This window comes from Streptomyces sp. NPDC023481, from assembly GCF_055560195.1.
Genome location: NZ_JBVHJE010000008.1, coordinates 128,014 through 152,554, shown reverse-complemented (window position 1 = coordinate 152,554; position 24,541 = coordinate 128,014). Strand labels below are relative to the sequence as shown.

General features: G+C 72.2%; 24 protein-coding genes and 1 pseudogene. 23 read left to right on the top strand and 2 right to left on the bottom strand.

Translation table 11 applies throughout. From position 1 onward, the window contains the following. Positions 1-50 precede the first annotated feature (50 nt). The 3 genes from ACZ3ZD_RS18090 to ftsH all read left to right on the top strand — a co-directional run bounded on the left by ACZ3ZD_RS18090 (position 51) and on the right by ftsH (position 6,166). On the top strand, positions 51-2,504 hold the full coding sequence (locus ACZ3ZD_RS18090) for a [protein-PII] uridylyltransferase (protein WP_467398145.1): 2,454 nt from the start codon (positions 51-53) through the stop codon (positions 2,502-2,504). 85 nt (positions 2,505-2,589) lie between these two features. Then, positions 2,590-4,140 (top strand): signal recognition particle protein, encoded by a 1,551-nt coding sequence (gene ffh, locus ACZ3ZD_RS18085; protein WP_467398142.1) that lies wholly within the window; start codon positions 2,590-2,592, stop codon positions 4,138-4,140. A gap of 91 nt (positions 4,141-4,231) precedes the next feature. After that, complete coding sequence (gene ftsH, locus ACZ3ZD_RS18080) at positions 4,232-6,166, top strand: ATP-dependent zinc metalloprotease FtsH (protein ID WP_467398140.1); 1,935 nt, start codon at positions 4,232-4,234, stop codon at positions 6,164-6,166. Between the two features lie 7 nt (positions 6,167-6,173). Here the strand turns inward: ftsH and ACZ3ZD_RS18075 are convergent, their stop codons facing one another. Beyond that, complete coding sequence (locus ACZ3ZD_RS18075) at positions 6,174-7,061, bottom strand: class I SAM-dependent methyltransferase (RefSeq protein WP_467398137.1); 888 nt, start codon at positions 7,059-7,061, stop codon at positions 6,174-6,176. Between the two features lie 520 nt (positions 7,062-7,581). On the opposite strand from ACZ3ZD_RS18075, the gene ACZ3ZD_RS18070 reads away from it, so the two are divergent. The 17 genes and pseudogenes from ACZ3ZD_RS18070 (at position 7,582) to ACZ3ZD_RS17990 (ending at position 20,679) form a co-directional block, all read left to right on the top strand. Continuing rightward, the gene (locus ACZ3ZD_RS18070; protein WP_467398135.1) at positions 7,582-8,178 is read left to right on the top strand and encodes a hypothetical protein; all 597 of its coding nucleotides are present in this window, start codon (positions 7,582-7,584) and stop codon (positions 8,176-8,178) included. Positions 8,179-8,471: 293 nt separating this feature from the next. Then, positions 8,472-8,900, top strand: a complete 429-nt coding sequence (gene rpsP, locus ACZ3ZD_RS18065; RefSeq protein WP_467398133.1) for a 30S ribosomal protein S16 — start codon at positions 8,472-8,474, stop codon at positions 8,898-8,900. A 5-nt stretch (positions 8,901-8,905) separates the two neighbouring features. Beyond that, positions 8,906-9,145 carry an RNA-binding protein gene (locus ACZ3ZD_RS18060; RefSeq protein ID WP_005479813.1) on the top strand — a complete coding sequence of 80 codons (240 nt, stop codon included), beginning with the start codon at positions 8,906-8,908 and terminating at the stop codon, positions 9,143-9,145. 103 nt (positions 9,146-9,248) lie between these two features. Then, complete coding sequence (gene rimM / locus ACZ3ZD_RS18055; RefSeq protein WP_467398130.1) at positions 9,249-9,794, top strand: ribosome maturation factor RimM; 546 nt, start codon at positions 9,249-9,251, stop codon at positions 9,792-9,794. Next, a complete protein-coding gene (trmD, locus tag ACZ3ZD_RS18050) occupies positions 9,791-10,624 on the top strand; it encodes a tRNA (guanosine(37)-N1)-methyltransferase TrmD (protein WP_467398127.1) in 834 nt (277 codons plus the stop codon). Before rimM ends, trmD begins: the two co-directional genes overlap by 4 nt. A gap of 136 nt (positions 10,625-10,760) precedes the next feature. Then, positions 10,761-11,111, top strand: coding sequence for a 50S ribosomal protein L19 (rplS, locus tag ACZ3ZD_RS18045; protein ID WP_054235359.1), 351 nt, complete (start codon positions 10,761-10,763; stop codon positions 11,109-11,111). Between the two features lie 45 nt (positions 11,112-11,156). Continuing rightward, the gene (gene lepB, locus ACZ3ZD_RS18040) at positions 11,157-11,855 is read left to right on the top strand and encodes a signal peptidase I (protein ID WP_467398124.1); all 699 of its coding nucleotides are present in this window, start codon (positions 11,157-11,159) and stop codon (positions 11,853-11,855) included. Continuing rightward, positions 11,848-12,936, top strand: a pseudogene (gene lepB / locus ACZ3ZD_RS18035) (signal peptidase I); the annotation flags it as partial. The gene lepB (ACZ3ZD_RS18040) and the pseudogene lepB (ACZ3ZD_RS18035), both read left to right, overlap by 8 nt. Then, positions 12,827-13,816: a signal peptidase I gene (gene lepB / locus ACZ3ZD_RS18030; RefSeq protein ID WP_467398122.1), complete on the top strand. Its 990-nt coding sequence runs from the start codon at positions 12,827-12,829 to the stop codon at positions 13,814-13,816. The pseudogene lepB (ACZ3ZD_RS18035) and the gene lepB (ACZ3ZD_RS18030), both read left to right, overlap by 110 nt. 64 nt (positions 13,817-13,880) lie before the next feature. Beyond that, on the top strand, positions 13,881-14,663 hold the full coding sequence (gene lepB, locus ACZ3ZD_RS18025) for a signal peptidase I (RefSeq protein ID WP_467398120.1): 783 nt from the start codon (positions 13,881-13,883) through the stop codon (positions 14,661-14,663). A gap of 133 nt (positions 14,664-14,796) precedes the next feature. Continuing rightward, on the top strand, positions 14,797-15,273 hold the full coding sequence (locus ACZ3ZD_RS18020; RefSeq protein ID WP_467398445.1) for an NUDIX hydrolase: 477 nt from the start codon (positions 14,797-14,799) through the stop codon (positions 15,271-15,273). 56 nt (positions 15,274-15,329) lie between these two features. Then, complete coding sequence (locus tag ACZ3ZD_RS18015; RefSeq protein WP_014675276.1) at positions 15,330-15,638, top strand: DUF2469 domain-containing protein; 309 nt, start codon at positions 15,330-15,332, stop codon at positions 15,636-15,638. Between the two features lie 107 nt (positions 15,639-15,745). Next, positions 15,746-16,108, top strand: a complete 363-nt coding sequence (locus ACZ3ZD_RS18010) for a YraN family protein (RefSeq protein WP_467398118.1) — start codon at positions 15,746-15,748, stop codon at positions 16,106-16,108. Next, positions 16,109-17,734: a YifB family Mg chelatase-like AAA ATPase gene (locus ACZ3ZD_RS18005; RefSeq protein WP_467398116.1), complete on the top strand. Its 1,626-nt coding sequence runs from the start codon at positions 16,109-16,111 to the stop codon at positions 17,732-17,734. Beyond that, a complete protein-coding gene (gene dprA / locus ACZ3ZD_RS18000; protein WP_467398113.1) occupies positions 17,731-18,891 on the top strand; it encodes a DNA-processing protein DprA in 1,161 nt (386 codons plus the stop codon). The genes ACZ3ZD_RS18005 and dprA overlap by 4 nt, the downstream gene beginning before the upstream one ends. Positions 18,892-19,214: 323 nt before the next feature. Then, positions 19,215-20,057, top strand: coding sequence for an RNA polymerase sigma factor WhiG (gene whiG / locus ACZ3ZD_RS17995; RefSeq protein WP_467398111.1), 843 nt, complete (start codon positions 19,215-19,217; stop codon positions 20,055-20,057). 64 nt (positions 20,058-20,121) lie between these two features. Continuing rightward, positions 20,122-20,679 (top strand): TetR/AcrR family transcriptional regulator, encoded by a 558-nt coding sequence (locus tag ACZ3ZD_RS17990; protein ID WP_467398442.1) that lies wholly within the window; start codon positions 20,122-20,124, stop codon positions 20,677-20,679. Between the two features lie 114 nt (positions 20,680-20,793). Here ACZ3ZD_RS17990 and ACZ3ZD_RS17985 read toward each other — a convergent pair whose 3' ends face one another. Continuing rightward, entirely contained in the window at positions 20,794-21,345 is a 552-nt protein-coding gene (locus ACZ3ZD_RS17985; protein WP_467398108.1) for a peptidoglycan DD-metalloendopeptidase family protein, read from the bottom strand. A gap of 274 nt (positions 21,346-21,619) precedes the next feature. On the opposite strand from ACZ3ZD_RS17985, the gene rpsB reads away from it, so the two are divergent. The 3 genes from rpsB to pyrH all read left to right on the top strand — a co-directional run bounded on the left by rpsB (position 21,620) and on the right by pyrH (position 24,474). Next, positions 21,620-22,525, top strand: a complete 906-nt coding sequence (rpsB, locus tag ACZ3ZD_RS17980; protein WP_467398107.1) for a 30S ribosomal protein S2 — start codon at positions 21,620-21,622, stop codon at positions 22,523-22,525. Positions 22,526-22,675: 150 nt separating this feature from the next. After that, positions 22,676-23,512, top strand: coding sequence for a translation elongation factor Ts (gene tsf, locus ACZ3ZD_RS17975; protein ID WP_467398104.1), 837 nt, complete (start codon positions 22,676-22,678; stop codon positions 23,510-23,512). Between the two features lie 203 nt (positions 23,513-23,715). Further along, positions 23,716-24,474, top strand: a complete 759-nt coding sequence (gene pyrH / locus ACZ3ZD_RS17970) for a UMP kinase (protein ID WP_467398100.1) — start codon at positions 23,716-23,718, stop codon at positions 24,472-24,474. Positions 24,475-24,541 lie beyond the last annotated feature (67 nt).

The following is a 24,541-nucleotide window of genomic DNA, read 5'->3' as shown; positions in this document are numbered from 1 at the left end:
AGGGACAGTCCGCGGAAACAGAACAGCGGAAACAGAACAGGAGCCGCCGGGTGACGGGTACGGATACGCGCGAAGAGACGGAAGCCCCGGGGCCCGGCGGCTACGCGGCGGCCCGGCTGCGCCTCCTCACCGAGGAGGCGCGGTCCGGGCCGCCGCGCCGTACCGCCCTGTCCGCGCTGACCGACGACTGGCTCGCCGGACTGTTCGGCGCCGCGGCCGGCGAGCCGTCCGGGATCTCGCTCGTCGCCGTCGGCGGCTACGGCCGTGGGGAGCTCTCCCCGCGCAGCGACCTCGACCTCGTCCTGCTGCACGACGGCACCGACCCCGCCGCCGTCGCCGCCCTCGCCGACCGGATCTGGTACCCCGTCTGGGACCTCGGCCTCGCCCTCGACCACTCCGTACGCACGCCCGCCGAGGCCCGCAGGACGGCCGGCGAGGACCTCAAGGTCCACCTCGGCCTGCTGGACGCGCGCCACCTCGCCGGCGACCCCGCGCTCACCGCCGGCCTGCGCACCGCCGCCCTCGCCGACTGGCGCAACCAGGCCCCCAAACGCCTCCCCGAACTCCAGGAGCTGTGTGCCGAACGCGCGGCACGCCAGGGTGAACTCCAGTACCTGCTGGAACCCGACCTCAAGGAGGCCCGCGGCGGCCTCCGCGACGCCACCGCCCTGCGCGCCGTCGCCGCCTCCTGGCTCGCCGACGCCCCGCGCGAGGGCCTGGACGACGCCCGCCGCCGGCTGCTCGACGTACGCGACGCCCTCCACCTCGCCACCGGCCGCGCCACCGACCGGCTCGCCCTCCAGGAACAGGACCAGGTCGCCGCCGGGCTGGGGCTGCTCGACGCCGACACCCTGCTCCGGCAGGTCTACGAAGCGGCACGCGTGATCGCGTACGCCAGTGACGTCACCTGGCGTGAAGTGGGGCGCGTCCTGCGCTCGCGCGCCGTGCGGCCCCGCCTGCGCGCCATGCTCGGCGGCGGCGGCAGGCCGGTCACGGAACGGTCGCCGCTGGCCGAGGGCGTCGTGGAACAGGACGGCGAGGTGGTGCTCGCCCGCGCCGCACGCCCCGAACGCGACCCCGTGCTCCCGCTGCGCGCCGCGGCCGCCGCCGCCCAGGCCGGCCTCCCGCTCTCCCTGCACGCCGTCCGGCGCATGGCCGCCACCACCGGCCCCCTGCCCACGCCCTGGCCCGCCGAGGCCCGCGAACAGCTCGTCACCCTGCTCGGCTCCGGCCGCCCCACGGTCGAGGTCTGGGAGGCCCTGGAGGCCGAGGGCCTGATCACCCGCCTGCTCCCGGACTGGGAACGGGTCCGCTGCCGCCCCCAGCGCAACGCCGTCCACCTCTGGACGGTCGACCGGCACCTCATCGAGACCGCCGTCCGCGCCTGTGAACTCACCCGCCGGGTCAGCCGCCCCGACCTGCTCCTGGTCGCCGCCCTGCTGCACGACATCGGCAAGGGCTGGCCCGGCGACCACTCGGTGGCCGGCGAGATCATCGCCAGGGACGTCGCCGCGCGCATCGGCTTCGACCGGGCGGACGTGACCGTGCTCTCCCTGCTGGTCCGCCACCACCTGCTGCTCATCGAGACGGCCACCCGCCGTGACCTGGACGACCCCGCCACCGTCCGCTCCGTCGCCGAGGCGGTCGGCAGCCAGAGCACCCTGGAACTGCTGCACGCGCTCACCGAGGCCGACGCCCTCGCCACCGGCCCGGCCGCCTGGTCCTCCTGGCGCGGATCCCTCGTCGCCGACCTCGTACGACGCGTCTCCGCCCTGCTCGCCGGGGCCGCCCCCGACGAGCCCGAGCCGGCCGCGCCCACCGCCGAGCAGGAACGCCTCGCCATCGAGTCCTTCCGCACCGGCGGCCCGGTCCTAGCCCTGCGCGCCCAGACCGAACCGGTCACCGAGGAGCCGTCCGGCGACCCGGAGCCCCTGGGCGTCGAACTCCTCATCGCCGTGCCCGACCAGCCCGGCGTCCTGCCCGCCGTCGCCGGCGTCCTCGCGGTGCACCGCCTCACCGTCCGCACGGCGGAACTGCGCGCCGTCAGCCTGCCGGACGACGTGGACGACGAGGGCGCGGTCCTCCTGCTCAACTGGCGGGTCGCCGCCGAGTACGGCTCCCTGCCCCAGGCGGCCCGGCTCCGCGGCGACCTGGTCCGCGCCCTGGACGGCAGCCTCGACATCGCCGGCCGCCTCGCCGAACGCGACGCGGCCTACCCCCGCCGCCGCGGCTGGACCGCCCCGCCGCCCCGCGTCACGGTCGCCCCGGCCGCCTCCCACCACGCCACCGTCATCGAGGTCCGCGCCCAGGACGCCCCGGGCCTCCTGCACCGCATCGGCATGGCCCTGGACAAGGCGGCCGTCCGGGTCCGGAGCATGCACGTGAGCACCCTCGGCTCCAACGCGGTCGACGCGTTCTACGTCACCACGGGCACCGGCGCCCCGCTGCCGGCCGGGGACGCGTCCGCCCTGGCCGGGGTACTGGAGGAGACGCTGCGGGGATGACCCTGCCCCGGTGCCGTCGGCGCCGGGATACCCTGGAGGGCGATTCCCATCAAGACCGTCACCGACCCCGAGGACCGCGAGCGCCGTGTTCGACACTCTCTCCGATCGCCTGTCAGCGACTTTCAAGAACCTGCGCGGCAAGGGACGGCTCTCCGAGGCGGACATCGACGCCACGGCACGTGAGATCCGTATCGCGCTCCTCGAAGCCGACGTGGCTCTCCCCGTGGTCCGCGCGTTCATCAAGAACCTCAAGGAGCGCGCGCTCGGTGCCGAGGTCTCCAAGGCGCTGAACCCGGCCCAGCAGGTCCTCAAGATCGTCAACGAGGAACTGATCACCATCCTCGGCGGCGAGACCCGGCGTCTCCGCTTCGCCAAGCAGCCGCCCACCGTGATCATGCTGGCCGGTCTCCAGGGCGCCGGTAAGACCACCCTCGCGGGCAAGCTCGGCCGCTGGCTGAAGGAGCAGGGCCACTCCCCGCTGCTGGTCGCCGCCGACCTCCAGCGCCCGAACGCCGTCAACCAGCTGAGCGTCGTCGCCGAGCGCGCCGGCGTCGCGGTGTACGCGCCGGAGCCGGGCAACGGCGTCGGCGACCCGGTGAAGGTCGCCAGGGACTCCATCGACTTCGCGCGGTCCAAGGTCCACGACATCGTGATCGTGGACACCGCCGGCCGCCTCGGTATCGACGCCGAGATGATGCAGCAGGCAGCGGACATCCGCGACGCGGTCTCCCCGGACGAGATCCTGTTCGTCGTCGACGCGATGATCGGTCAGGACGCCGTCAACACCGCGGAGGCCTTCCGCGACGGCGTCGGCTTCGACGGTGTGGTCCTGTCCAAGCTCGACGGTGACGCCCGCGGTGGTGCGGCCCTGTCCATCCGGCAGATCACCGGCAAGCCCATCATGTTCGCGTCGAACGGCGAGAAGCTGGACGACTTCGACGCGTTCCACCCGGACCGGATGGCCTCCCGCATCCTCGACATGGGTGACCTGCTCACCCTGATCGAGCAGGCGGAGAAGACGTTCAGTCAGGAAGAGGCCCAGAAGATGGCCTCGAAGCTGGCGTCGAAGAAGGGCCAGGACTTCACCCTGGACGACTTCCTGTCCCAGATGGAGCAGGTCAGGAAGATGGGCAGCATCAGCAAGCTGCTCGGCATGCTCCCGGGCATGGGCCAGATCAAGGACCAGATCAACAACCTGGACGAGCGGGAGGTCGACCGCATCGCCGCGATGATCAAGTCGATGACCCCGGGTGAGCGCCAGGACCCGACGATCATCAACGGCTCGCGCCGCGCCCGTATCGCCAAGGGTTCCGGTGTCGAGGTCAGCGCGGTCAAGGGCCTGGTCGAGCGGTTCTTCGAGGCCCGCAAGATGATGTCCCGCATGGCCCAGGGCGGTATGCCGGGCATGCCGGGGATCCCGGGCATGGGCGGCGGCCCCGGCCGGCAGAAGAAGCAGCAGAAGAAGGCCAAGGGCAAGCAGCGCTCCGGCAACCCGATGAAGCGCAAGCAGCAGGAGCTGGAGGAGGCCGCCCGCCGGGCCGCCGCGGCGGCGGAGGGCGGCGCCTTCGGTCTGCCGGGCCAGCAGGGCGGCCAGGACTTCGAGCTGCCCGACGAGTTCAAGAAGTTCATGGGCTGAGTTCCGCGCCTACGACCTCAAGGGGCGCCCCCCGCCACGGGGGGCGCCCCTTGCGCGTGCCGAGGTCCCCCGGGTGTCGTAACGTCCAGATATGAGCGACGCGGCGCCGCCCCGCAGGGACCCCGATCGGCCGTGGCGCGCCGAGGGCACACCGGACGAGCCCCCGCGGCGACCCGGCCGGCTCCGGGGCGGCAGATGGTGGGGCCTGCTCGCCACCGCGGTGATCGTCTTCGTGCTGGCCTACCTCGGACTGCACTACTTCGGCCAGGGCAACGAACCGACGATCTCCTACACGGAGTTCAGCCGGCAGGTCGGCGCGGGCAACGTCGCCAGGATCTATTCCAAGGGCGACGCGATCCAGGGCGAACTGCGCAGCCCCCGCGCCAATCCCGACGGCGGCGGCGACTACACCAGGTTCACGACGCAGCGGCCGGCCTTCGCCGCCGACCGGCTGTGGCAGAACCTGAGCAGCCACGGGGTCACGGTGACCGCGCGGCCGGTGGTGCAGGAACGCGGCTTCGTCGCCAACGCGCTGATCTCCCTGGTCCCGATCGTGGTCCTGGTCGTGGTGTGGGTCCTCGTCTCACGGCGGCTCGGCGGGGCGCTGTCCGGCGCGGGCGGACTGTTCGGCCGCCGGGCACCACCCAGACCGGTCGGGCCCCGGCCGGACACGGAGCGCACCACCTTCGCCGACGTGGCCGGCATCGACGAGGTCAAGGGCGAACTGGACGACGTCGTGGACTTCCTGGAGCACCCGGACGTCTACCGCAGGATGGGCGCGAAGCTGCCCCGCGGGGTACTGCTCTCCGGCCCGCCCGGCACCGGCAAGACCCTGCTCGCCCGGGCGGTCGCGGGGGAGGCCGGCGTGCCGTTCTTCTCGGCCTCGGCGTCCGAGTTCATCGAGATGATCGTGGGCGTCGGCGCGTCCCGCGTCCGCGAGCTGTTCGCCGAGGCCCGCAAGGTGGCCCCCTCGATCATCTTCATCGACGAGATCGACACCATCGGACGGGCGCGCGGCGGCAGTTCCTCGATGGGCGGTCACGACGAGCGCGAGCAGACGCTGAACCAGATCCTCACGGAGATGGACGGCTTCTCGGGCTCCGAGGGCGTGATCGTCATAGCGGCGACCAACCGCGCGGACATCCTCGACCCGGCACTGACCCGCCCCGGCCGCTTCGACCGGGTGGTCACCGTGTCCCCGCCGGACCGCGGCGGCCGCGAGGCGATCCTGCGCATCCACACCCGGCGGATCCCGCTCGCGCCGGACGTCGACCTGACCCAGGTGGCCCGGGTGACCCCGGGCATGACCGGCGCGGATCTGGCCAATCTCGCCAACGAGGCCGCGCTGCTCGCGGTCAAGCGCAAGCAGGAGCAGGTGACCGGCGCCCACCTGTCCGAGGCGCTGGAGAAGGTGCAGCTGGGCGCCGAACGCACCCTGATCATGCCGGAGGACGACCGGCGCCGTACCGCGTACCACGAGAGCGGCCACGCCCTGCTCGGCATGCTGCAACCCGGCGCCGACCCCGTCCGCAAGATCACCATCGTGCCGCGCGGCCGGGCGCTCGGCGTCACCATGTCCACGCCCGAGGTGGAGCGGTACGCGCACTCCGAGGAGTACCTGCGCGGGCGCATCATCGGCGCCCTGGGCGGCATGGCGGCGGAGGAGGTCGTCTACGGGGTCGTCACGACGGGCGCGGAGAACGACCTCGAACAGGTCACCAACATCGCGCGCGGGATGGTGGGCCGCTGGGGCATGAGCGAGCGCGTCGGCCGGCTGTCCGCGCTGCCGAGCGACGCCCAGCAGGCGTACGGCCTGTCCGCAGCCCCGGGGACCCTGGACGTCATCGACGCCGAGATGCGGCGGATCGTGGACGCCTGCTACGAGGAGGCGTGCCGCAAACTCCGCGACCACCGGGGCCGGCTGGACGCACTGGCGCAGGCGCTGCTGGAGACCGAGACCCTGGAGGAGGCCGACGCGTACCGCATCGCGGGAATCACCCGCCTCACCAAGGACGGCGAGGAGTGAACGCGGGTCAGGGCACGCGGGCGACCAGGTAGCGGAAGACGTTCGGCATCCACACCGTGCCGTCCGGGCGCCGGTGCGGGTGCAGGGCCTCCGTCAGCTCCTTGTCGACCTGCCTGGCGTCGGTCGCGGCGATCGCGGGGTCGAACAGACCGGTGGACAGCAGTCCGCGGACCGCGCTGGGGAGATCGGCGTACCCGAACGGGCAGGCGACCCGTCCCGAGCCGTCAGGCCTCAGCCCGGCCCGCCCCGCGACCTCCTCCAGGTCGTCGCGCCGGGCCGCCCGCCATGTGCGCGCGCCGCCCACCGGATCGGCCAGTTTGGTGGCTACGCGCAACACCGAGGAGGTGGCGCACCGCTCCGGCGGCCCCCAGCCGGCCAGCACCACGGCGGCCCCGCGGCCGGCCAGCGGCATCGCGCCGGCGAGCAGACCGCCGAGGCCCTCGGCGTCGCCCGCGAGGCCGCCGATCGGCTCGAAGGCGGTCACCAGCGTGTATCCGGCCGGATCCGCGCCGGCCGGGCCGGCACCGACCGCGTCCGCCGGCGGCCCGCCGACGAGTTCCACCGCCGTACGCGCGCGCGTGGCCCTGCGCGCGCCGGGCGGCGGGTCCGGCAGGAGGCGCTCGCGGGCCAGGGCGAGGCGTTCGGGGGAGGCCGGGTCGACACCGGTGACGGCGGCGCCGCGGGCGGCCGCCATCAGCAGGGCGAGCCCGGAGCCGCAGCGCAGCCCCAGCAGCCGGGTGGCGGGGCCCACGTCGAGTCGGTCGTACACGGCTTGGTAGAGCGGTACGAGCATCCGCTCCTGGATCTCGGACCAGTCACGCGCGCGTGCGCCCAGGTCCACGCGGGGTGCGGAGCCCGCCTGGGACCGGTGCTGCCGCACGAGCGTAGGTGTCATAGGTATGCGCCCCAATCAGCCGACGGTTCGCCGCTGCGCCCGGTCGCGTGGCCCCCGTGCCGTGCGCGCGCACTTCCCACGTATGCCACCTAACTCCCGGCTCGCGGTGCCGTCCAGGGGTCGTGGGGCCCGGCTTGGGGTGCGGGCGCGGGTGTGGCGAGATTTCACACCCCGGCAACCTGGACGACCCCGCGCCGTCCGTCCCGCGGGCGGGCCGGTGACCGAGGATGCCCGGGCACCGGGTAACGTCACGGACGTCGTGGACGCTGTCCAGGGTGGGGGCCGCCGCCGAGAGCGGCCGAAACACCCCTTGCGCAGCGACCAGCCACCGTCGCACCAGGGCTCCCGAGCGGTACGTAGCGCCAACTACGCACCAGCTTGGTACGAGCTGTGACGCTTCTCCGCAGATCAGCGCACCCGCCCTCGTCACGACGCATCAGCGGCAACTGACGGGTACGTGCAAATTATTTGGGATGCCCCGGAATAGGAACACAGCGGCACCCCCGCTCGTTGTCATTACGTGAGCACGACACAGACACCACCTGTTCTCGCCGCGGAGCTGGCGCAGGCGTGGGCCGACATTCAGCGGTACCACCCCGAACTGCCGGACCTCGCCGCGCCAGAATCCCTGATCGGGGAGTCGTCGTCCGCGTGCGGTCACGAACTCTCCTTCGAGCGGCTCCTCCACGAGGCAGTCCACGGCATCGCCGCCGCCCGCGGTATCCGTGACACCTCCCGGGCGGGCCGCTACCACAACCGTCGTTTCCTCGCGATCGCCGAGGAGCTGGGCCTGGACCACCCCGAGGAGCCGCACCCGAGCAGCGGTTTCTCCCTGGTCACGCTCAACCCCGAGGCCAAGCGGCGCTACCGCCCGACCATCGAGCGGCTCCAGCGCGCGCTGAAGGCCCACACCGCGGCCACCTCGGCCGACACCACCCGCACCTTCCGGGGCCCGGCCGCCCGGCACGGCTCCTCCGGCGGCGGCGTCCGGGTCAAGGCGGTGTGCGACTGCGGGCGCAACGTCCGGGTGGTGCCCTCGGTCCTGGCCCAGGCGCCCATCGTCTGCGGCGGCTGCGGCAAGCCGTTCAGGATCCCGGAGGTCGTGGGAGCGGCGTAGGCCCACGGCTGCTCGTGGCAGCCGTGAGCCGGCCGGTCCCCGCACCGCGCCGGGCCGCGCATCCGACGTGACTCACCTCCACGCCGGGTGCCGCTCCGGCGTGCCCGGGCCCGGCCCGGCCACCCTCGGCCCGAAGCGGCCCGCGAGGTGTGGCAGAATGGCCAGCTGTACTCGACAGCCGCACAGGACCCCTCTCTCCTCCGGCTGACGCGTCCATCGGGCACTCGGGTACCGCAACCCCACGCGGCAACTCGCCGTGCCCAACCACGTCAAATCCAGGAGAACCCACTCCCGTGGCAGTCAAGATCAAGCTGAAGCGTCTGGGCAAGATCCGTTCGCCTCACTACCGCATCGTCGTCGCCGACTCCCGTACCCGCCGTGACGGCCGGGCCATCGAGGAGATCGGCAAGTACCACCCGACCTACAACCCGTCGGTCATCGAGGTGGACGCCGAGCGTGTGGCGTACTGGCTCGGTGTCGGCGCCCAGCCGACCGAGCCCGTGCTCGCCATCCTGAAGAAGACCGGCGACTGGCAGAAGTTCAAGGGCGAGCCGGCTCCCGCGCCGCTGCTCGTCGCCGAGCCCAAGCCGGCCCGTCCGTCCTTCGAGGCGCTCGCCGGTGAGGACGAGGGCAAGGGCGAGGCCATCACCCAGAAGAAGAAGGCCGAGAAGAAGGACGAGGCGGCCGCCGAGTCCTCCGCGGCTGAGTCGACCGAGGCCTGAGCAGCATGCTCGAAGAGGCGCTTGAGCACCTCGTGAAGGGCATCGTCGACAACCCTGACGATGTGCAGGTGGCCTCGCGCGACCTGCGTCGCGGACGCGTGCTCGAAGTCCGGGTGCATCCGGACGACCTCGGCAAGGTGATCGGCCGCAACGGCCGCACCGCGCGCGCCCTGCGCACCGTCGTGGGCGCCATCGGCGGTCGCGGTGTCCGCGTCGACCTCGTCGACGTGGACCACGTCCGCTGACGCTTCATCGCAACCGGCTCGGGCCGGGGAGGGCCACTGGCCGTCCCCGGCCCGCAGTCGTATCGGCAGGACGCGAGCAGCAGATGACAGGAGAATTGGACACGTGCAGCTGGTAGTCGCACGGATCGGCCGTGCCCATGGCATCAAGGGCGAGGTCACCGTCGAGGTACGCACCGACGAGCCGGAGCTGCGGCTCGCGCCCGGTGCCGTACTCGCCACGGACCCCGCCTCCACGGGACCGCTGACCATCGAGACGGGACGCGTCCACAGCGGTCGCCTCCTGCTGCGCTTCGCGGGCGTCACCGACCGCAACGCCGCCGAGGCGCTGCGCAACACCCTGCTGATCGCCGAGGTGGACCCCGAGGAGCTGCCGGAGGGCGAGGACGAGTTCTACGACCACCAGCTGATCGACCTCGATGTGGTCACCGAGGACGGCACCGAGGTCGGCCGGATCACCGAGATCTCGCACCTGCCCACGCAGGACCTGTTCATCGTGGAGCGCCCCGACGGCAGCGAGGTGATGATCCCCTTCGTGGAGGAGATCGTCACCGAGATCGACCTGGAGGAGCAGAGGGCGGTCATCGCCCCGCCGCCGGGCCTCATCGACGACCGCGCGGAAATCGCCTCGTCGAGGGACGACAGCGCATGAGGCTCGACGTCGTCACGATCTTCCCCGAGTACCTGGAGCCCCTCAACGTCTCCCTCGTCGGCAAGGCGCGCGCGCGAGGGCAGCTGGACGTCCACGTGCACGACCTGCGCGAGTGGACGTACGACCGGCACAACACGGTGGACGACACCCCCTACGGCGGCGGTCCCGGCATGGTCATGAAGACCGACCCCTGGGGCGACGCCCTGGACACGGTCATCGCCGACGGCTACGAGGCCGGCGCCCGGGGCCCCGCGCTCATCGTCCCCACCCCGAGCGGCCGCCCGTTCACCCAGGAACTCGCCGTCGAACTGTCCGAGCGGCCATGGCTGGTCTTCACACCGGCCCGCTACGAGGGCATCGACCGGCGCGTGACGGACGAGTACGCGACCCGGATGCCGGTCTACGAGGTCTCCATCGGCGACTACGTCCTCGCCGGCGGGGAGGCGGCCGTACTCGTCGTCACGGAGGCCGTCGCCCGGCTGCTGCCCGGCGTCCTCGGCAACGCCGAGTCCCACCGCGACGACTCCTTCGCGCCCGGCGCCATGGCCAACCTCCTCGAAGGCCCCGTCTACACCAAGCCGCCCGTCTGGCGCGGCCGGGACATCCCCGAGGTGCTGCTGAGCGGCCACCACGGCAGGATCGCCCGCTGGCGCCGCGACGAGGCCCTGAAGCGCACGACCCGCAACCGCCCCGACCTGATCGAGCGCTGCGACCCCAAGGCCTTCGACAGGAAGGACCGCGAGATGCTGTCCATCCTGGGCTGGGAACCGGACCCGGACGGGGAGCCGTACGGCCGATTTTGGCGGCGGGCCGACGGCGTGGAAGAATAGACCGCTGTTGTGCGTCCGTCCGGCGTGCGCCCCTGCCACAGGGGGACACGACGCCCGCCCCGACCCGCACGGCAGACCTCCTGGAACCCCTAGTTTCCGTTGATGACCTGTGGCATCAGCGAGGAAAGCAGACGAAATGTCTCACCTGCTCGACTCCGTCGACTCCGCGTCGCTGCGCAGCGACATCCCGGCCTTCCGTCCGGGTGACACCGTCAACGTCCACGTGCGCGTCATCGAGGGCAACCGCTCCCGTGTGCAGCAGTTCAAGGGCGTTGTGATCCGCCGCCAGGGCGCCGGTGTCCGCGAGACCTTCACGGTCCGCAAGGTCTCGTTCTCCGTCGGCGTCGAGCGCACCTTCCCGGTGCACACCCCGATCGTCGAGAAGATCGAGCTGGTCACCCGTGGCGACGTGCGCCGCGCCAAGCTGTACTACCTCCGTGACCTGCGCGGCAAGGCCGCGAAGATCAAGGAGAAGCGCGACAACTGAGCGCTTTCCCGGAGTCACAGCGGGGCCGGATAGCATCTGGCTCCGATGGACACCGAAGCACAGCAGACGGAACGCGACCGCTCCTCCCACCCCGGTACTCCGGGGCCGGAGGGCCGGTCGCGTTTCGCGTTGCCGTCCCGGGTCGCCGACTGGCTACCGGGTGGCCGGATCACCCTCGCCGTCTTCGCCGGACTGGTGTTCCTGCTCGTCCTCAACGCCTTCGTGGTGCAGCCGTTCGAGATTCCGAGCGGATCCATGGAGCGCGGTTTGAGGATCGGGGACCGCGTTCTCGTAAACAAGGTCGCGTACCGTTTCGGTGCCCAGCCGCGTCGCGGTGACGTGGTTGTGTTCGACGGCACCGGGTATTTCGGGGACGCCGACTACATCAAACGCGTGGTCGGTGTGGGGGGAGACCATGTGGTGTGCTGCGACGGGAACGGGAGGATCGAGGTGAACGGCCGGCCGGTCGACGAGACGGCGTTCCTCTACCCCGGGAACAGCGCCTCCAGCGTGCCCTTCGACATCGTCGTGCCCCCGGGCCGCCTGTTCGTCCTCGGCGACCACCGCAGCGACTCCAGCGACTCCCGCGACCACCTCGGCTCGCCCGGCGGCGGCATGATCCCCGTCGGTGACGTCATCGGCCGCGCCGACTGGATCGTGTGGCCGTACCGCCACTGGACGCATCTGACCCGGCCGTCCGCCTACGCGCGCGTGCCCGCCGCCGCGGGGGCGGCCCATGGGTAACCGCGGCAAACCGCGCGGCGTGCCCGCCACGCCCGCCGACAACCTGCTGCCCACCGGCTCCCGCCGCACCTCCGCGCCCGGCGGTGGCCGCACGCGCGCGGAGCGCCGGAAACTGCAGCGCAAGGTCAAACGCAAGCGCAGACGGTCGGCCGTCCGGGAGATCCCCCTGCTGGTCGGTGTCGCCGTCCTCATCGCGCTCGTCCTGAAGACGTTCCTCGTCCAGGCGTTCGTGATCCCGTCCGGGTCCATGGAGGAGACGATCCGGATCGGCGACCGGGTCCTGGTCGACAAGTTCACCCCGTGGTTCGGCTCCAAGCCGCAGCGCGGTGACGTCGTCGTCTTCCACGACCCGGGCGGCTGGCTGCAGGACGAGCAGACCGCGAAGAAGAACGACCCGGTCGTCGTCAAGCAGCTCAAAGAAGGGCTCACCTTCATCGGCCTGCTGCCCTCCGACAACGAGAAGGACCTGATCAAACGGGTCATCGGGGTCGGCGGCGACCACGTCAAGTGCTGCGACGCGCAAGGCCGTGTCACCGTCAACGGCGTACCGCTCACCGAGGGCGACTACCTGTATCCGGGGGACGCGCCGTCCACCATGCCCTTCGACATCACCGTCCCCAAGGGCCGGCTGTGGATGATGGGCGACCACCGGGGCAACTCGGCGGACTCCCGGTCCCACCAGAACACGCCCTACGGCGGCACGGTCTCCGAGGACTCGGTGGTCGGCCGGGCCATGGTCATCGGCTGGCCCGTCGGGCACTGGACGCGCCTGCAGGAACCTAAAACCTTTGCAAGCGTCACCGACTCGGTGTCGGGAACGACCGCTGCTCCCCGGGCGTCGCATAGGGTTGCCCACGAGAATCCGAACGGAACGACCCGGCTCCCGACCCCTGCGGAACTCCCGCTCGTTATGGGAGTGGTGGGCCTGCACCGCGTGCGGGGCAGGCGGCGACACAGAGTGAGGAGTTGGCGTGGGGGATGTGGCGGTTGGCGCACGGTCGGGCCACGACGGCGAGGAAAACCGCGGGCGCCCCGTGGAACCGGACGCTCCCGTACCGGACGGCGCCATGACCTCCGGGAACGAGCGTTCCGCGGACGACGACGGCACGCCGGACGGCGAACAGCGGCCGAGCGCCGCGGGCGCGGGAGCGGGCGAGACGACCCCCCGGCCCAGGAAGCCGCGCTCCTTCTGGAAGGAGCTGCCGATCCTGATCGGCATCGCGCTGGTCCTGGCGCTGCTGATCAAGACGTTCCTGGTCCAGGCGTTCTCGATCCCGTCCGACTCGATGCAGAACACCCTCCAGCAGGGTGACCGGGTGCTGGTCGACAAGCTCACCCCGTGGTTCGGCTCCAAGCCCGAGCGGGGCGAGGTCGTCGTCTTCCACGACCCGGACAACTGGCTGGCGGGCGAGCCGACACCGACCCCGAACCCGGTGCAGAAGGTCCTCAGCTGGATCGGCCTGATGCCGTCCGCGGAGGAGAAGGACCTGATCAAGCGGGTGATCGGCGTCGGTGGCGACACGATCGAGTGCAAGGGCAGCGGCCCGCTCCGGGTCAACGGCAAGGCGCTGAACGAGCCGTACGTCTACCCGGGCAACACGCCGTGCAGCGTGGACGATCAGGGTGGCCAGTTCAAGGTGAAGGTCCCCAAGGGCGACATCTGGGTGATGGGCGACCACCGCCAGAACTCCCGTGACTCCCGGTACAACCAGTCCGACAGGAACCACGGCATGGTCCCGGTGAAGGACGTCGTGGGCCGGGCTGTCGTCAAGGCCTGGCCGATCAACCGCTGGGGCACCCTGCCGATCCCGGACACCTTCGACCAGCCCGGCCTCGGCGACCAGTCCTCCGCCGCGGCCTCCCTGACGGTGGCCCCGCAGGGCGCCGCCGTCGCGGCGCTGCTCCCGGTGGCGCTGTGGCGGCGCCGGCGCACGGACCGGCCGGAGGCTGGCGGGCGCTGACCGTCCCCCGGGCCGGAAAAGAGGGGCTGCCCCTGCCCGGTACCGCCGGGTAGGGTGCGGGTCCATGGGTGGCGAGAGCATGACGCGTACGGCCCCGCGGAGCGGCGGCACCGGCACGGCACCGGCCGGCGGCCGGCTCGGGCAGCGGCTGTCCGGGCTGGCGGTGGCGCTGGGTCTGGTGCTGTTCCTCGGCGGGTTCGCGTGGGGAGCGCTGGTCTACCGGCCGTACACCGTGCCCACCAGCTCCATGACCCCCACCATCGACGCGGGCGACCGGGTGCTCGCCCAGCGCGTCGACGGCGACGAGGTGCGGCGCGGTGACGTGGTCGTCTTCGAGGACAAGAGCTGGGTCACCAACGCCAAGGTGGTCAAGCGCGTGGTCGCCGTGGGCGGTGACACCGTCTCCTGCTGCACCGACGGCAAGCTGACCGTCAACGGCAAGCAGATCGACGAGCCGTACCTGCCCGCGGGCAGCCTGGCCGAGATCAAGGGCTTCGGCAAGGTGACCGTGCCCGAGGGCCGGCTCTTCCTGCTCGGCGACGAACGCCAGGGCTCCCTTGACTCCACCGCCCACCTCACCGACGCGGCCCGGGGCACCGTCTCGCGCACCGCCGTGTCCGCCCGCGTGGACGCCGTCGTCTGGCCCTGGAAGGGCATGCTCAAGCGCCCCACCGGCTTCGAGACGCTCGGCTCCCTCTCCCGGCCCGGTCCGCTGCGCACCATCGAGCTGCTGGTCGTCGCCGGCGCGGTCCTGGTCCTCGGCGGCGGCGCCTACGGCCCCGTCGCGGCCCGCCTGCACCGCTCCCGCACCCGTACCGCCCGACCGGAGACGGCCGGTGCCCGCTGACACGACGCGGGCACCGGGGGAGCCGTACGAGGGCGCGGGGCCGTACGGCGGTGAAGGGAGCGGCGGCGCGCGGGGGCACGGCGCGGCCGGCGGGCCCGGCGGCGTCGAAGGGGACGGTGGTGACGGGGGCGGGCTGCGGAAGGTGGCCCGGGTGGTGCTGCTCGACCCCGCGGACCGCATCCTGCTCCTGCACGGCCACGAGCCGGACGATCCGGCCGACGACTGGTGGTTCACGCCCGGCGGCGGCCTGGAGGGCGCCGAGACGCGCGAGGAGGCCGCGCTGCGGGAACTCGCCGAGGAGACCGGCATCACCGACGTCGAACTGGGCCCCGTGCTCTGGCGGCGGCGGTGCTCGTTCCCGTTCGCGGGCCGCCGCTGGGACCAGGACGAGTGGTACTACCTGGCCCGTACGACCCGGACGGAGACCGTGGCGACGGGGCTGACCGAGCTGGAGCGGCGCAGCGTCGCCGGAGCGCGCTGGTGGACGTGTCGGGAACTGACCCGGGCACATGAGACGGTGTATCCGACCAGACTCGCCGAGCTGCTGCGCACGCTGCTCGTCGAAGGTCCCCCGGCCACGCCCGTGACCCTCGACACGGAAATCGTCTGAGGGCTCCCGGGACTGGCGCACAATGGGGGGATCGCACGGCTGAAGGGGAACATGCCATGAGCGCCGAGGACCTCGAAAAGTACGAGACCGAGATGGAGCTGAAGCTCTACCGGGAGTACCGAGATGTCGTCGGTCTGTTCAAATACGTGATCGAGACCGAGCGACGGTTCTACCTCACCAACGACTACGAGATGCAGGTGCACTCGGTGCAAGGAGAGGTGTTCTTCGAGGTCACCATGGCCGATGCCTGGGTCTGGGACATGTACCGGCCGGCTCGCTTCGTCAAGCAGGTCCGGGTGCTCACGTTCAAGGACGTGAACATCGAGGAGCTGAACAAGAGCGACTTGGAGCTGCCGGGCGGCTGATGTCCGCTCGTGCGGGTGAGGGGGTTTTCCACAACCGCCGAGTAGTCCCCCAAGATCAACATCCGGGGACGGCATGCGTGACCGTTGGCGCCTGAGGAGGTGCCGACATGAACGCACGAGAAGCAATCGGCAAGTACGGCGAGGAGCTGGCCGCCCGGCGGCTCACCGAGGCCGGCCTGACGATCCTGGCGCGCAACTGGCGCTGCGGACGGTCCGGGGAGATCGACATCGTGGCCCGGGACGGGGACGCGGTCGTCGTCTGCGAGGTCAAGACCCGCACCGGCGGGGAGTACGAACACCCGATGGCCGCGGTGACCCCCGAGAAGGCGGCCCGGCTCCGCGCCCTGGCCGCGCACTGGACCCAGGCCCACGGAGGAGCCCCGCCGGGCGGAGTCCGCATCGACCTCGTCGGCGTCCTCCTGCCCCGCCGCGGCGCCCCGACCGTCGAGCACGCCCGGGGGGTGGCCTGAATGGCGTTCGCCCGTACGTGCTCCGTGGCCCTGGTCGGCGTCGAGGGCGTGGTCGTCGAGGTCCAGGCCGACCTCGAACCCGGCGTCGCCGCCTTCACCCTGGTCGGCCTCCCCGACAAGAGCCTGACGGAGAGCCGGGACCGGGTGCGGGCGGCGGTGGTCAACTCCGGCGGCGAGTGGCCGCAGAAGAAGCTCACCGTCGGACTCAGCCCGGCCTCGGTCCCCAAGGCCGGCTCGGGCTTCGACCTCGCCGTCGCCTGCGCGGTGCTCGGTGCCGCCGAGCGGATCGACCCCCGGGTCCTCGCCGACATCGTCATGATCGGCGAACTGGGCCTGGACGGCCGGGTGCGCCCGGTCCGGGGCATCCTGCCGGCCGTCCTCGCGGCGGCCGACGCGGGATACGAGCAGGTGGTCGTGCCCGAGTGCGCCGCCGCCGAGGCGGCACTGGTCCCCGGGGTGTCCGTGCTCGGCGTGCGCAGTCTCCGGCAGCTCATCGCCGTCCTGACCGAGGAACCCGTCCCCGACGAGGCACCGGACGAGCAGGGACGGCCCGACCCCCTCCTGGCCGGGCTGCGGGTACCGGGCACGGGCGCGGCCACCGGGATGCACAGCATCGGCGCCGCGCAGCACGACCACGATCACGACCTGGCGGACGTCGTGGGGCAGACCTCCGCGCGTACGGCGGTGGAGGTGTCCGCGGCCGGCGGACACCACCTGTTCCTGCAAGGGCCGCCCGGCGCCGGCAAGACCATGCTCGCCGAGCGCCTGCCCGCCGTCCTTCCCCGGCTCACCCGGGAGGACTCCCTGGAGGTCACGGCCGTGCACTCGGTCGCCGGACTGCTGCCCCCGGGCAAGCCGCTCATCGACGTCGCACCCTACTGCGCCCCGCACCACTCGGCCACGATGCAGTCCCTCGTCGGCGGCGGCCCGGGCATCGCCCGCCCCGGCGCGGTCTCCCTCGCCCACCGCGGCGTCCTGTTCCTGGACGAGGCACCCGAGTTCCACAGCCAGACCCTCGACGCGCTGCGGCAGCCACTGGAGTCCGGGCACGTCGTCATCGCACGCAGCGCCGGCGTGGTCCGGTTCCCGGCCCGGTTCCTCATGGTCCTGGCCGCCAACCCCTGTCCCTGTGGACGGTTCTCCCTGCGCGACTCCCTGTGCGAGTGCCCGCCGTCGGCGATCCGCCGGTACCAGTCCCGGCTGTCCGGGCCGCTGCTCGACCGGGTGGACCTGCGCGTCGAGGTGGACCCGGTCACCCGGGCACAGCTCACCGCGCCCGGCGCCCGCGGAGAGTCCACCGCCACCGTGGCCGACCGGGTGCGCCAGGCCCGCGAGCGGGCGGCGGCCCGCCTCGCCGGCACCCCGTGGCGCACCAACAGCGAGGTGCCCGGCCGCGAGCTGCGCAGCCGGTACCACGCCGTCGCCGGGGCGATGGACGAGGCCGAACGCAACCTGGAACGGGGCGTGCTCACCGCCCGGGGCATCGACCGCGTCCTGCGCGTCGCCTGGACGGTCGCCGACCTCGTCGGACACGACCGCCCGGACGCCACCGACGTCGCCCTGGCCCTGCACCTGCGCACCGGTGTCCCCCGGGGGGTGGCGATGGCCATCGGGGCCCTGACATGACCGGCGCGGAGGACCCCGGCGCCGAGCGGCTCGGGCGGGCCTTCCTCGGCCGGGTGATCGAGCCCGGGGACGAGACCGGGGGACGCTGGGTGCGGGAGTGCGGGGTGGCGGAGGTGGTACGGCGGCTGCGGTGCGGCAGGGATCCGTTGCCGGGGGTGAGCGGGACCCGGTGGGCGGGGCTCGTCGCCCGGGCCCGGCGGGCCGAGCCCGAGCGGGACCTGGAGGTGGCCCGGGCGGCCGGCGCGCGGTTCGTGTGCCCGGGGGACGGCGAGTGGCCCGGGCAACTGGACGACCTGGGCGACGCGCGGCCCCTCGGACTGTGGGTACGCGGCCGGCCGCACCTGCGGATGTGGGCGCTGCGCTCCGTGGCCGTCGTGGGCGCCCGCGCCTGCACCGAGTACGGCACCCACGCGGCGGCCACCCTCGCCTCCGGCCTCGCCGAACGCGGCTGGGTGGTCGTGTCGGGCGGCGCCTTCGGGATCGACGGGGCCGCCCACCGGGGCGCCCTCGCCGTCCGCGGCGCCACCGTCGCCGTCCTGGCCTGCGGAGTCGACCAGCCCTACCCCCGCGGCCACGCCGCCCTGATCGGCCGGATCGCCGGCCAGGGGCTGGTGGTGGGCGAGTTGCCGCCGGGCGACCACCCGACCCCCAGCCGGTTCATCCTGCGCAACCGTGTCATCGCCGCGCTGACCAGGGGCACCGTCGTCGTGGAGGCGGCCTGCCGCAGCGGCTCGCTGTCCACCGCGCGGGCCGCCCAGCGCCTCGGCCGGTTCACCATGGGCGTGCCGGGCCCGGTCACCAGCGCCCTCTCCGCCGGCGTGCACGAACTGCTGCGCGGGGAGGCCACCCTGGTCACCGACGCCACGGAGGTCGTCGAACTCGTGGGCGACATGGGTGAGCTGGCGCCGCCCCGGCGGGGGCCTGTGCTCCCGCGTGACCTGCTGGAACCGGCCGCGCGCACGGTGCTCGCCGCCCTGCCCGGCAGCCGTGCCGCACCGGCCGACGAGATCGCGCTCGGCGCCCGCACCACGCGTGACGAGGCGATCGCGAGACTGTACGAACTCCGAGCACTTGGTTACGTCGAACGACACGGCGACGGCTGGAAGTTGACACGCCAGGCGATGATCTCGGTCCGGGACGGCCGGGCGCCGTGCTGACCCACCGTGTTCGGCCGTCCGGGGGAATCCCCGACGCCCTTGGCGTTTCCCGGAGTTGGCGCCCGCGGCCGGTCACACAGAGCGAGCCGCGGCCCCTGGTCACCCTGCCGACCCGCGCGCCCCGCGCACGGGTGGTGCCGCACTGTTCGCACACCGCGACTCCCCAGTCACGCTACGCTCACAAAGGCGGCGGCGCAGATCGCGCCAACCCGGCATCAGACAGTCACCTCACCCAGGCAGCCCACTTCACCGCACGAGCCCCCACTCCCTCCCACTCCGCAGCACTTCACGGCACTTCACGGCAGAACGGCACAAGGCGACGAATGCCCCAGCACACCTCCGGGTCCGACCGGGCGGCGATCCCCCCAGCCGCCCGCGACGGTGGCAGCGTGCGACCGCCCGCACCCTCGACGCTCGACGAGCTGTGGCGGTCGTACAAGGCGACAGGGGACGACCGGCTGCGGGAGCAGCTGATCCTGCACTACTCGCCGCTGGTCAAGTACGTGGCAGGCCGGGTGAGCGTCGGGCTGCCGCCCAACGTGGAGCAGGCCGACTTCGTCTCCTCCGGGGTGTTCGGGCTGATCGACGCGATCGAGAAGTTCGACATCGACCGGGAGATCAAGTTCGAGACGTACGCGATCACCCGGATCCGCGGCGCGATGATCGACGAGCTGCGGGCGCTGGACTGGATCCCCCGCTCGGTCCGGCAGAAGGCGCGGAACGTCGAGCGGGCCTACGCCACCCTGGAGGCGCGGCTGCGACGGACGCCGAGTGAGGGGGAGGTCGCCGCCGAGCTGGGCATGGAGGTCGACGACCTGCACGCCGTGTTCAGCCAGTTGTCGCTGGCCAACGTGGTCGCGCTGGAGGAGCTGCTGCACGTCGGCGGTGAGGGCGGGGACCGGCTCAGCCTGATGGACACGCTGGAGGACACCGCCGCGGACAACCCGGTGGAGGTGGCCGAGGACCGGGAACTGCGCCGGTTCCTGGCGCGGGCGATCAACACGCTGCCCGAGCGGGAGAAGACCGTGGTCACCCTGTACTACTACGAGGGCCTGACCCTCGCCGAGATCGGCAACGTGCTCGGCGTCACCGAGAGCCGGGTCAGCCAGATCCACACCAAGTCCGTGCTCCAGCTGCGGGCCAAGCTGGCGAGCTTCGGGCGCTGAGTCCTCCCTTCCGACGAGGCCCGTCCGTACAGTGGACGGCGTGCCAAGGATTCGAGCGGCCTCCGTGGCCGAACACCGGTCGATGCAGCGAGCCGCTCTGCTGGACGCGGCTCGGTCCCTGCTGTCCGAGGGCGGGACGGACGCGCTGACCTTCCCCGCGCTGGCCGAGCGGACGGGGCTGGCGCGGTCGTCCGTGTACGAGTACTTCCGCTCCCGGGCCGCCGTGGTCGAGGAGCTGTGCGCGGTCGACTTCCCGGTGTGGGCGGCGGAGGTCGCCGCGGCGATGGAACGCGCCGAGTCGGCCGAGGACAAGGTCGAGGCGTACGTGCGCCGGCAGCTGGCGCTGGTCGCGGACCGCCGGCACCGGGCGGTCGTGGCGATCTCGGCCAGTGAGCTGGACGCCGGCGCCCGGGAGAAGATCCGCGCGGCCCACGGGGGCCTGGTCACGATGATCGTCGAGGCCCTGGAGCGACTGGGCCACGAGCAGCCCCGGCTGGCGGCGATGCTGCTGCAGGGGGTCGTGGACGCGGCGGTACGCAGAATCGAACTGGGCGCGGCGGAAACGCCGGAAGCGGTGACTGCCGCGGCCGTGTCCATGGCCCTGCGAGGCGTGAGCGGCTGACGGCCGCCGGACCGACTGCCACGTGCAGACGGTGAGGGGCGCCTCGGGGCCCCCGCGTCCGGCCGCGCTCGCGCACGGCGCCCCCGGCACCCCCGCCACGCAGCTCACCGCAGCTCACCGCCGCGCCGGGACCGGTAGCAGTCTCGATGGGCCGCTGCCCAGGAGCCATGGTGGGAGGAGGGACAGGGGGTTCAGGTAGGTCTCGTCACGCAGGAGGCCCCAGTGGACGCAGGGTGTCGGGCCGCAGTGGGAGGTCGGGGGGTCCACCGAGCCCACCACCTCGCCCGCGCTCACCTCGTCCCCCCTGGACACCGACGGGCGTACCGGCTCGTAGGTGGTGCGCAGGTCCGTGCCGGCCAGGGCCAGCGAGACCACGCCCCGCCCGGCCACCCGCCCCGCGAACAGCACCCGGCCGGCGGCGACCGCCCGCGCCGGCGCGCCGGGCGGGGCCGCGAGGTCGACACCCCGGTGCCCGGGGCCGTACACCGTCGCCGGCGGCTGCCAGCCGCGCAGGACCAGCGGCCGTACGCCCACCGGCCAGGCGCGGCCGATGGCCGGGACCGGGGGTCCCACGGGCGGCGGAGGGGGGTCCGCCCAGGCCGGCGGGGTGAGCAGGGCCACCGCCGAGGCCAGCAGCAGGGTCGTCCACACCATCACGTATCGCATGCCGCCCACCGTCCCGCACCCCGCCGATCACCGCCGGACCCTGTGGACCACCCGCCGGTTGTGGACAGGGGCGTCACCCGGCACCCCGGCGGTCCCGTACACTTCTTCTGGCGATCCGGGTCACCGGGTCGACTTCGCACGCCCCGGTACGACGGCCGGCAACGGTTCGTACCAAGCGCCCCTCGGTCCTTCGTGGCACGGCGCGTCGCGGGCGTCAGGCGCGGCCGCCGTCCGGCGGGCGCGGCACAACCGAGAACACCAAGGAGAAACGGCCATGGCCGTCGTCACGATGCGGGAGCTGCTGGAGAGCGGCGTCCACTTCGGTCACCAGACCCGTCGCTGGAACCCGAAGATGAAGCGCTTCATCTTCACCGAGCGCAACGGCATCTACATCATCGACCTGCTCCAGTCGCTGTCGTACATCGACCGCGCCTACGAGTTCGTCAAGGAGACCGTCGCCCACGGCGGCACGGTCATGTTCGTCGGCACGAAGAAGCAGGCGCAGGAGGCCATCGCCGAGCAGGCCACCCGTGTCGGCATGCCCTACGTCAACCAGCGCTGGCTGGGCGGCATGCTCACCAACTTCTCGACCGTCTACAAGCGTCTGCAGCGCCTCAAGGAGCTCGAGCAGATCGACTTCGAGGACGTCGCCGCGTCCGGTCTGACCAAGAAGGAGCTTCTCGTGCTCTCGCGCGAGAAGGCCAAGCTGGAGAAGACCCTCGGCGGTATCCGCGAGATGCAGAAGGTGCCCAGCGCCGTCTGGATCGTGGACACCAAGAAGGAGCACATCGCCGTTGGTGAGGCCCGGAAGCTGAACATCCCGGTCGTCGCGATCCTCGACACCAACTGCGACCCCGACGAGGTCGACTACAAGATCCCGGGCAACGACGACGCGATCCGCTCCGTCACCCTGCTCACCCGCGTGATCGCCGACGCCGTCGCCGAGGGCCTCATCGCCCGCTCCGGCGTCGCCACCGGCGACAAGGGCGAGAAGGCCGCGGGCGAGCCGCTCGCCGAGTGGGAGCGCGACCTGCTCGAGGGCGAGAAGAAGGCCGACGAGGCCGAGAAGCCGGCCGAGGCCGCCGCCGAGACCCCGGCCGCCGAGGCCCCGGCTGCGGAGGCCCCGGCTGCGGAGGCCCCGGCCGCCGAGGCCCCGGTCGCCGAGGGCGAGCAGGCCTGACGTACGCGTCGACGGCGGGGGCGGGACATGAAGTCCGCCCCCGCTGTTCACCCGTAGGTCGGTGCGTCGTATGCGCTCCGCGCTCACATGTGGAGCGCACACCGTGCTGATCTGAAGATCTTCCAGACTTCGAGAGAGACTTACAGACTCATGGCGAACTACACCGCCGCCGACGTCAAGAAGCTCCGTGAGCTGACCGGCGCCGGCATGATGGACTGCAAGAAGGCGCTGGACGAGGCCGAGGGCAACGTCGAGAAGGCCGTCGAGGCGCTGCGCATCAAGGGCCAGAAGGGCGTCGCCAAGCGCGAGGGCCGCTCCGCCGAGAACGGCGCCGTGGTCTCCATCATCGCCGACGACAACTCCTCCGGCGTCCTGGTCGAGCTGAAGTGCGAGACGGACTTCGTCGCCAAGGGCGACAAGTTCCAGGCCGTGGCCAACGCCATCGCCGAGCACGTTGCCAAGACGAACCCGGCCGACCTGGAGGCCCTGCTCGCCTCCGAGATCGAGGCCGGCAAGACCGTCCAGGCGTTCGTGGACGAGGCCAACGCCAACCTCGGCGAGAAGATCGTCCTCGACCGCTTCGCGCAGTTCAGCGACGGCTTCGTGCTCGCCTACATGCACCGCACCATGCCCGACCTGCCCCCGCAGATCGGTGTCCTGGTCGAGCTGGACAAGCCGAACGCCGAGGTCGCCAAGGGCGTCGCCCAGCACATCGCCGCCTTCGCGCCGAAGTACCTCGCCAAGGAGGACATCCCGGCCGAGGTCGTGGAGTCCGAGCGCCGCATCGCCGAGGAGACCACCCGCGCCGAGGGCAAGCCCGAGGCCGCGATCGCCAAGATCGTCGAGGGTCGCCTGAACGGCTTCTTCAAGGACGCCACGCTGCTCGGTCAGCCGTACGCCCTCGACAACAAGAAGTCGGTCCAGAAGGTCCTGGACGAGGCCGGTGTCACCCTGAAGCGCTTCTCGCGCATCAAGGTCGGCATCTGAGTCCGTACCGCGATCGACCGCGACCCGGCGAGATTTCTCGATAGGGTCGAGAGCAGTCGTCCGCGCACACCGCCACACCCCGGCGTGAGGCGGACGGCAGCAGATCTGACGAGGAGGCCATTGCCGCGCATGGGAGCGAAAAGCAACCCCACCGGCAATGGCCTTCTTCGTATGTGCACCACGTGAAAGAGGCGGGATCCCCCATGACGACCAAGGCCCAGAAGAGCGACGACGGCAAAGTACCCGGCCGGTTTCTGCTGAAGCTGTCCGGTGAGGCCTTCTCCGGTGGTGGGGGCCTGGGTGTCGACCCCGACGTGGTGCACAAGATCGCCCGTGAGATCGCGGCCGTCGTCCGTGACGGCGCCCAGATCGCGGTCGTCATCGGCGGCGGCAACTTCTTCCGCGGCGCCGAACTCCAGCAGCGCGGCATGGACCGCGCCCGCTCCGACTACATGGGCATGCTCGGCACCGTGATGAACTGCCTCGCCCTCCAGGACTTCCTGGAGAAGGAGGGCATCCAGTCCCGCGTGCAGACCGCCATCACCATGGGCCAGGTCGCCGAGCCGTACATCCCGCTGCGCGCCGTGCGGCACCTGGAGAAGGGCCGCGTGGTCATCTTCGGTGCCGGCATGGGCATGCCCTACTTCTCCACCGACACCACCGCCGCCCAGCGCGCCCTGGAGATCGACGCCGAGGCGCTGCTCATGGGCAAGAACGGCGTGGACGGGGTCTACGACTCCGACCCCAAGACCAACCCCGACGCCGTCAAGTTCGACGCCCTCGGCTACGGCGAGGTCATCACCCGTGACCTCAAGGTAGCCGACGCCACCGCCATCACGCTGTGCCGCGACAACAAGCTCCCGATCCTGGTCTTCGAGCTTCTCGCGGAGGGCAATATCGCCCGCGCCGTCAAGGGTGAGAAGATCGGCACCCTGGTGGGTGACGAGGCGAACCGGGACTGACCCGGGATCAACCCGGCCGGTCACCTGCGGCCCCGTGAGGGAGCCGGACCCCGGCCGGGGGATGGAC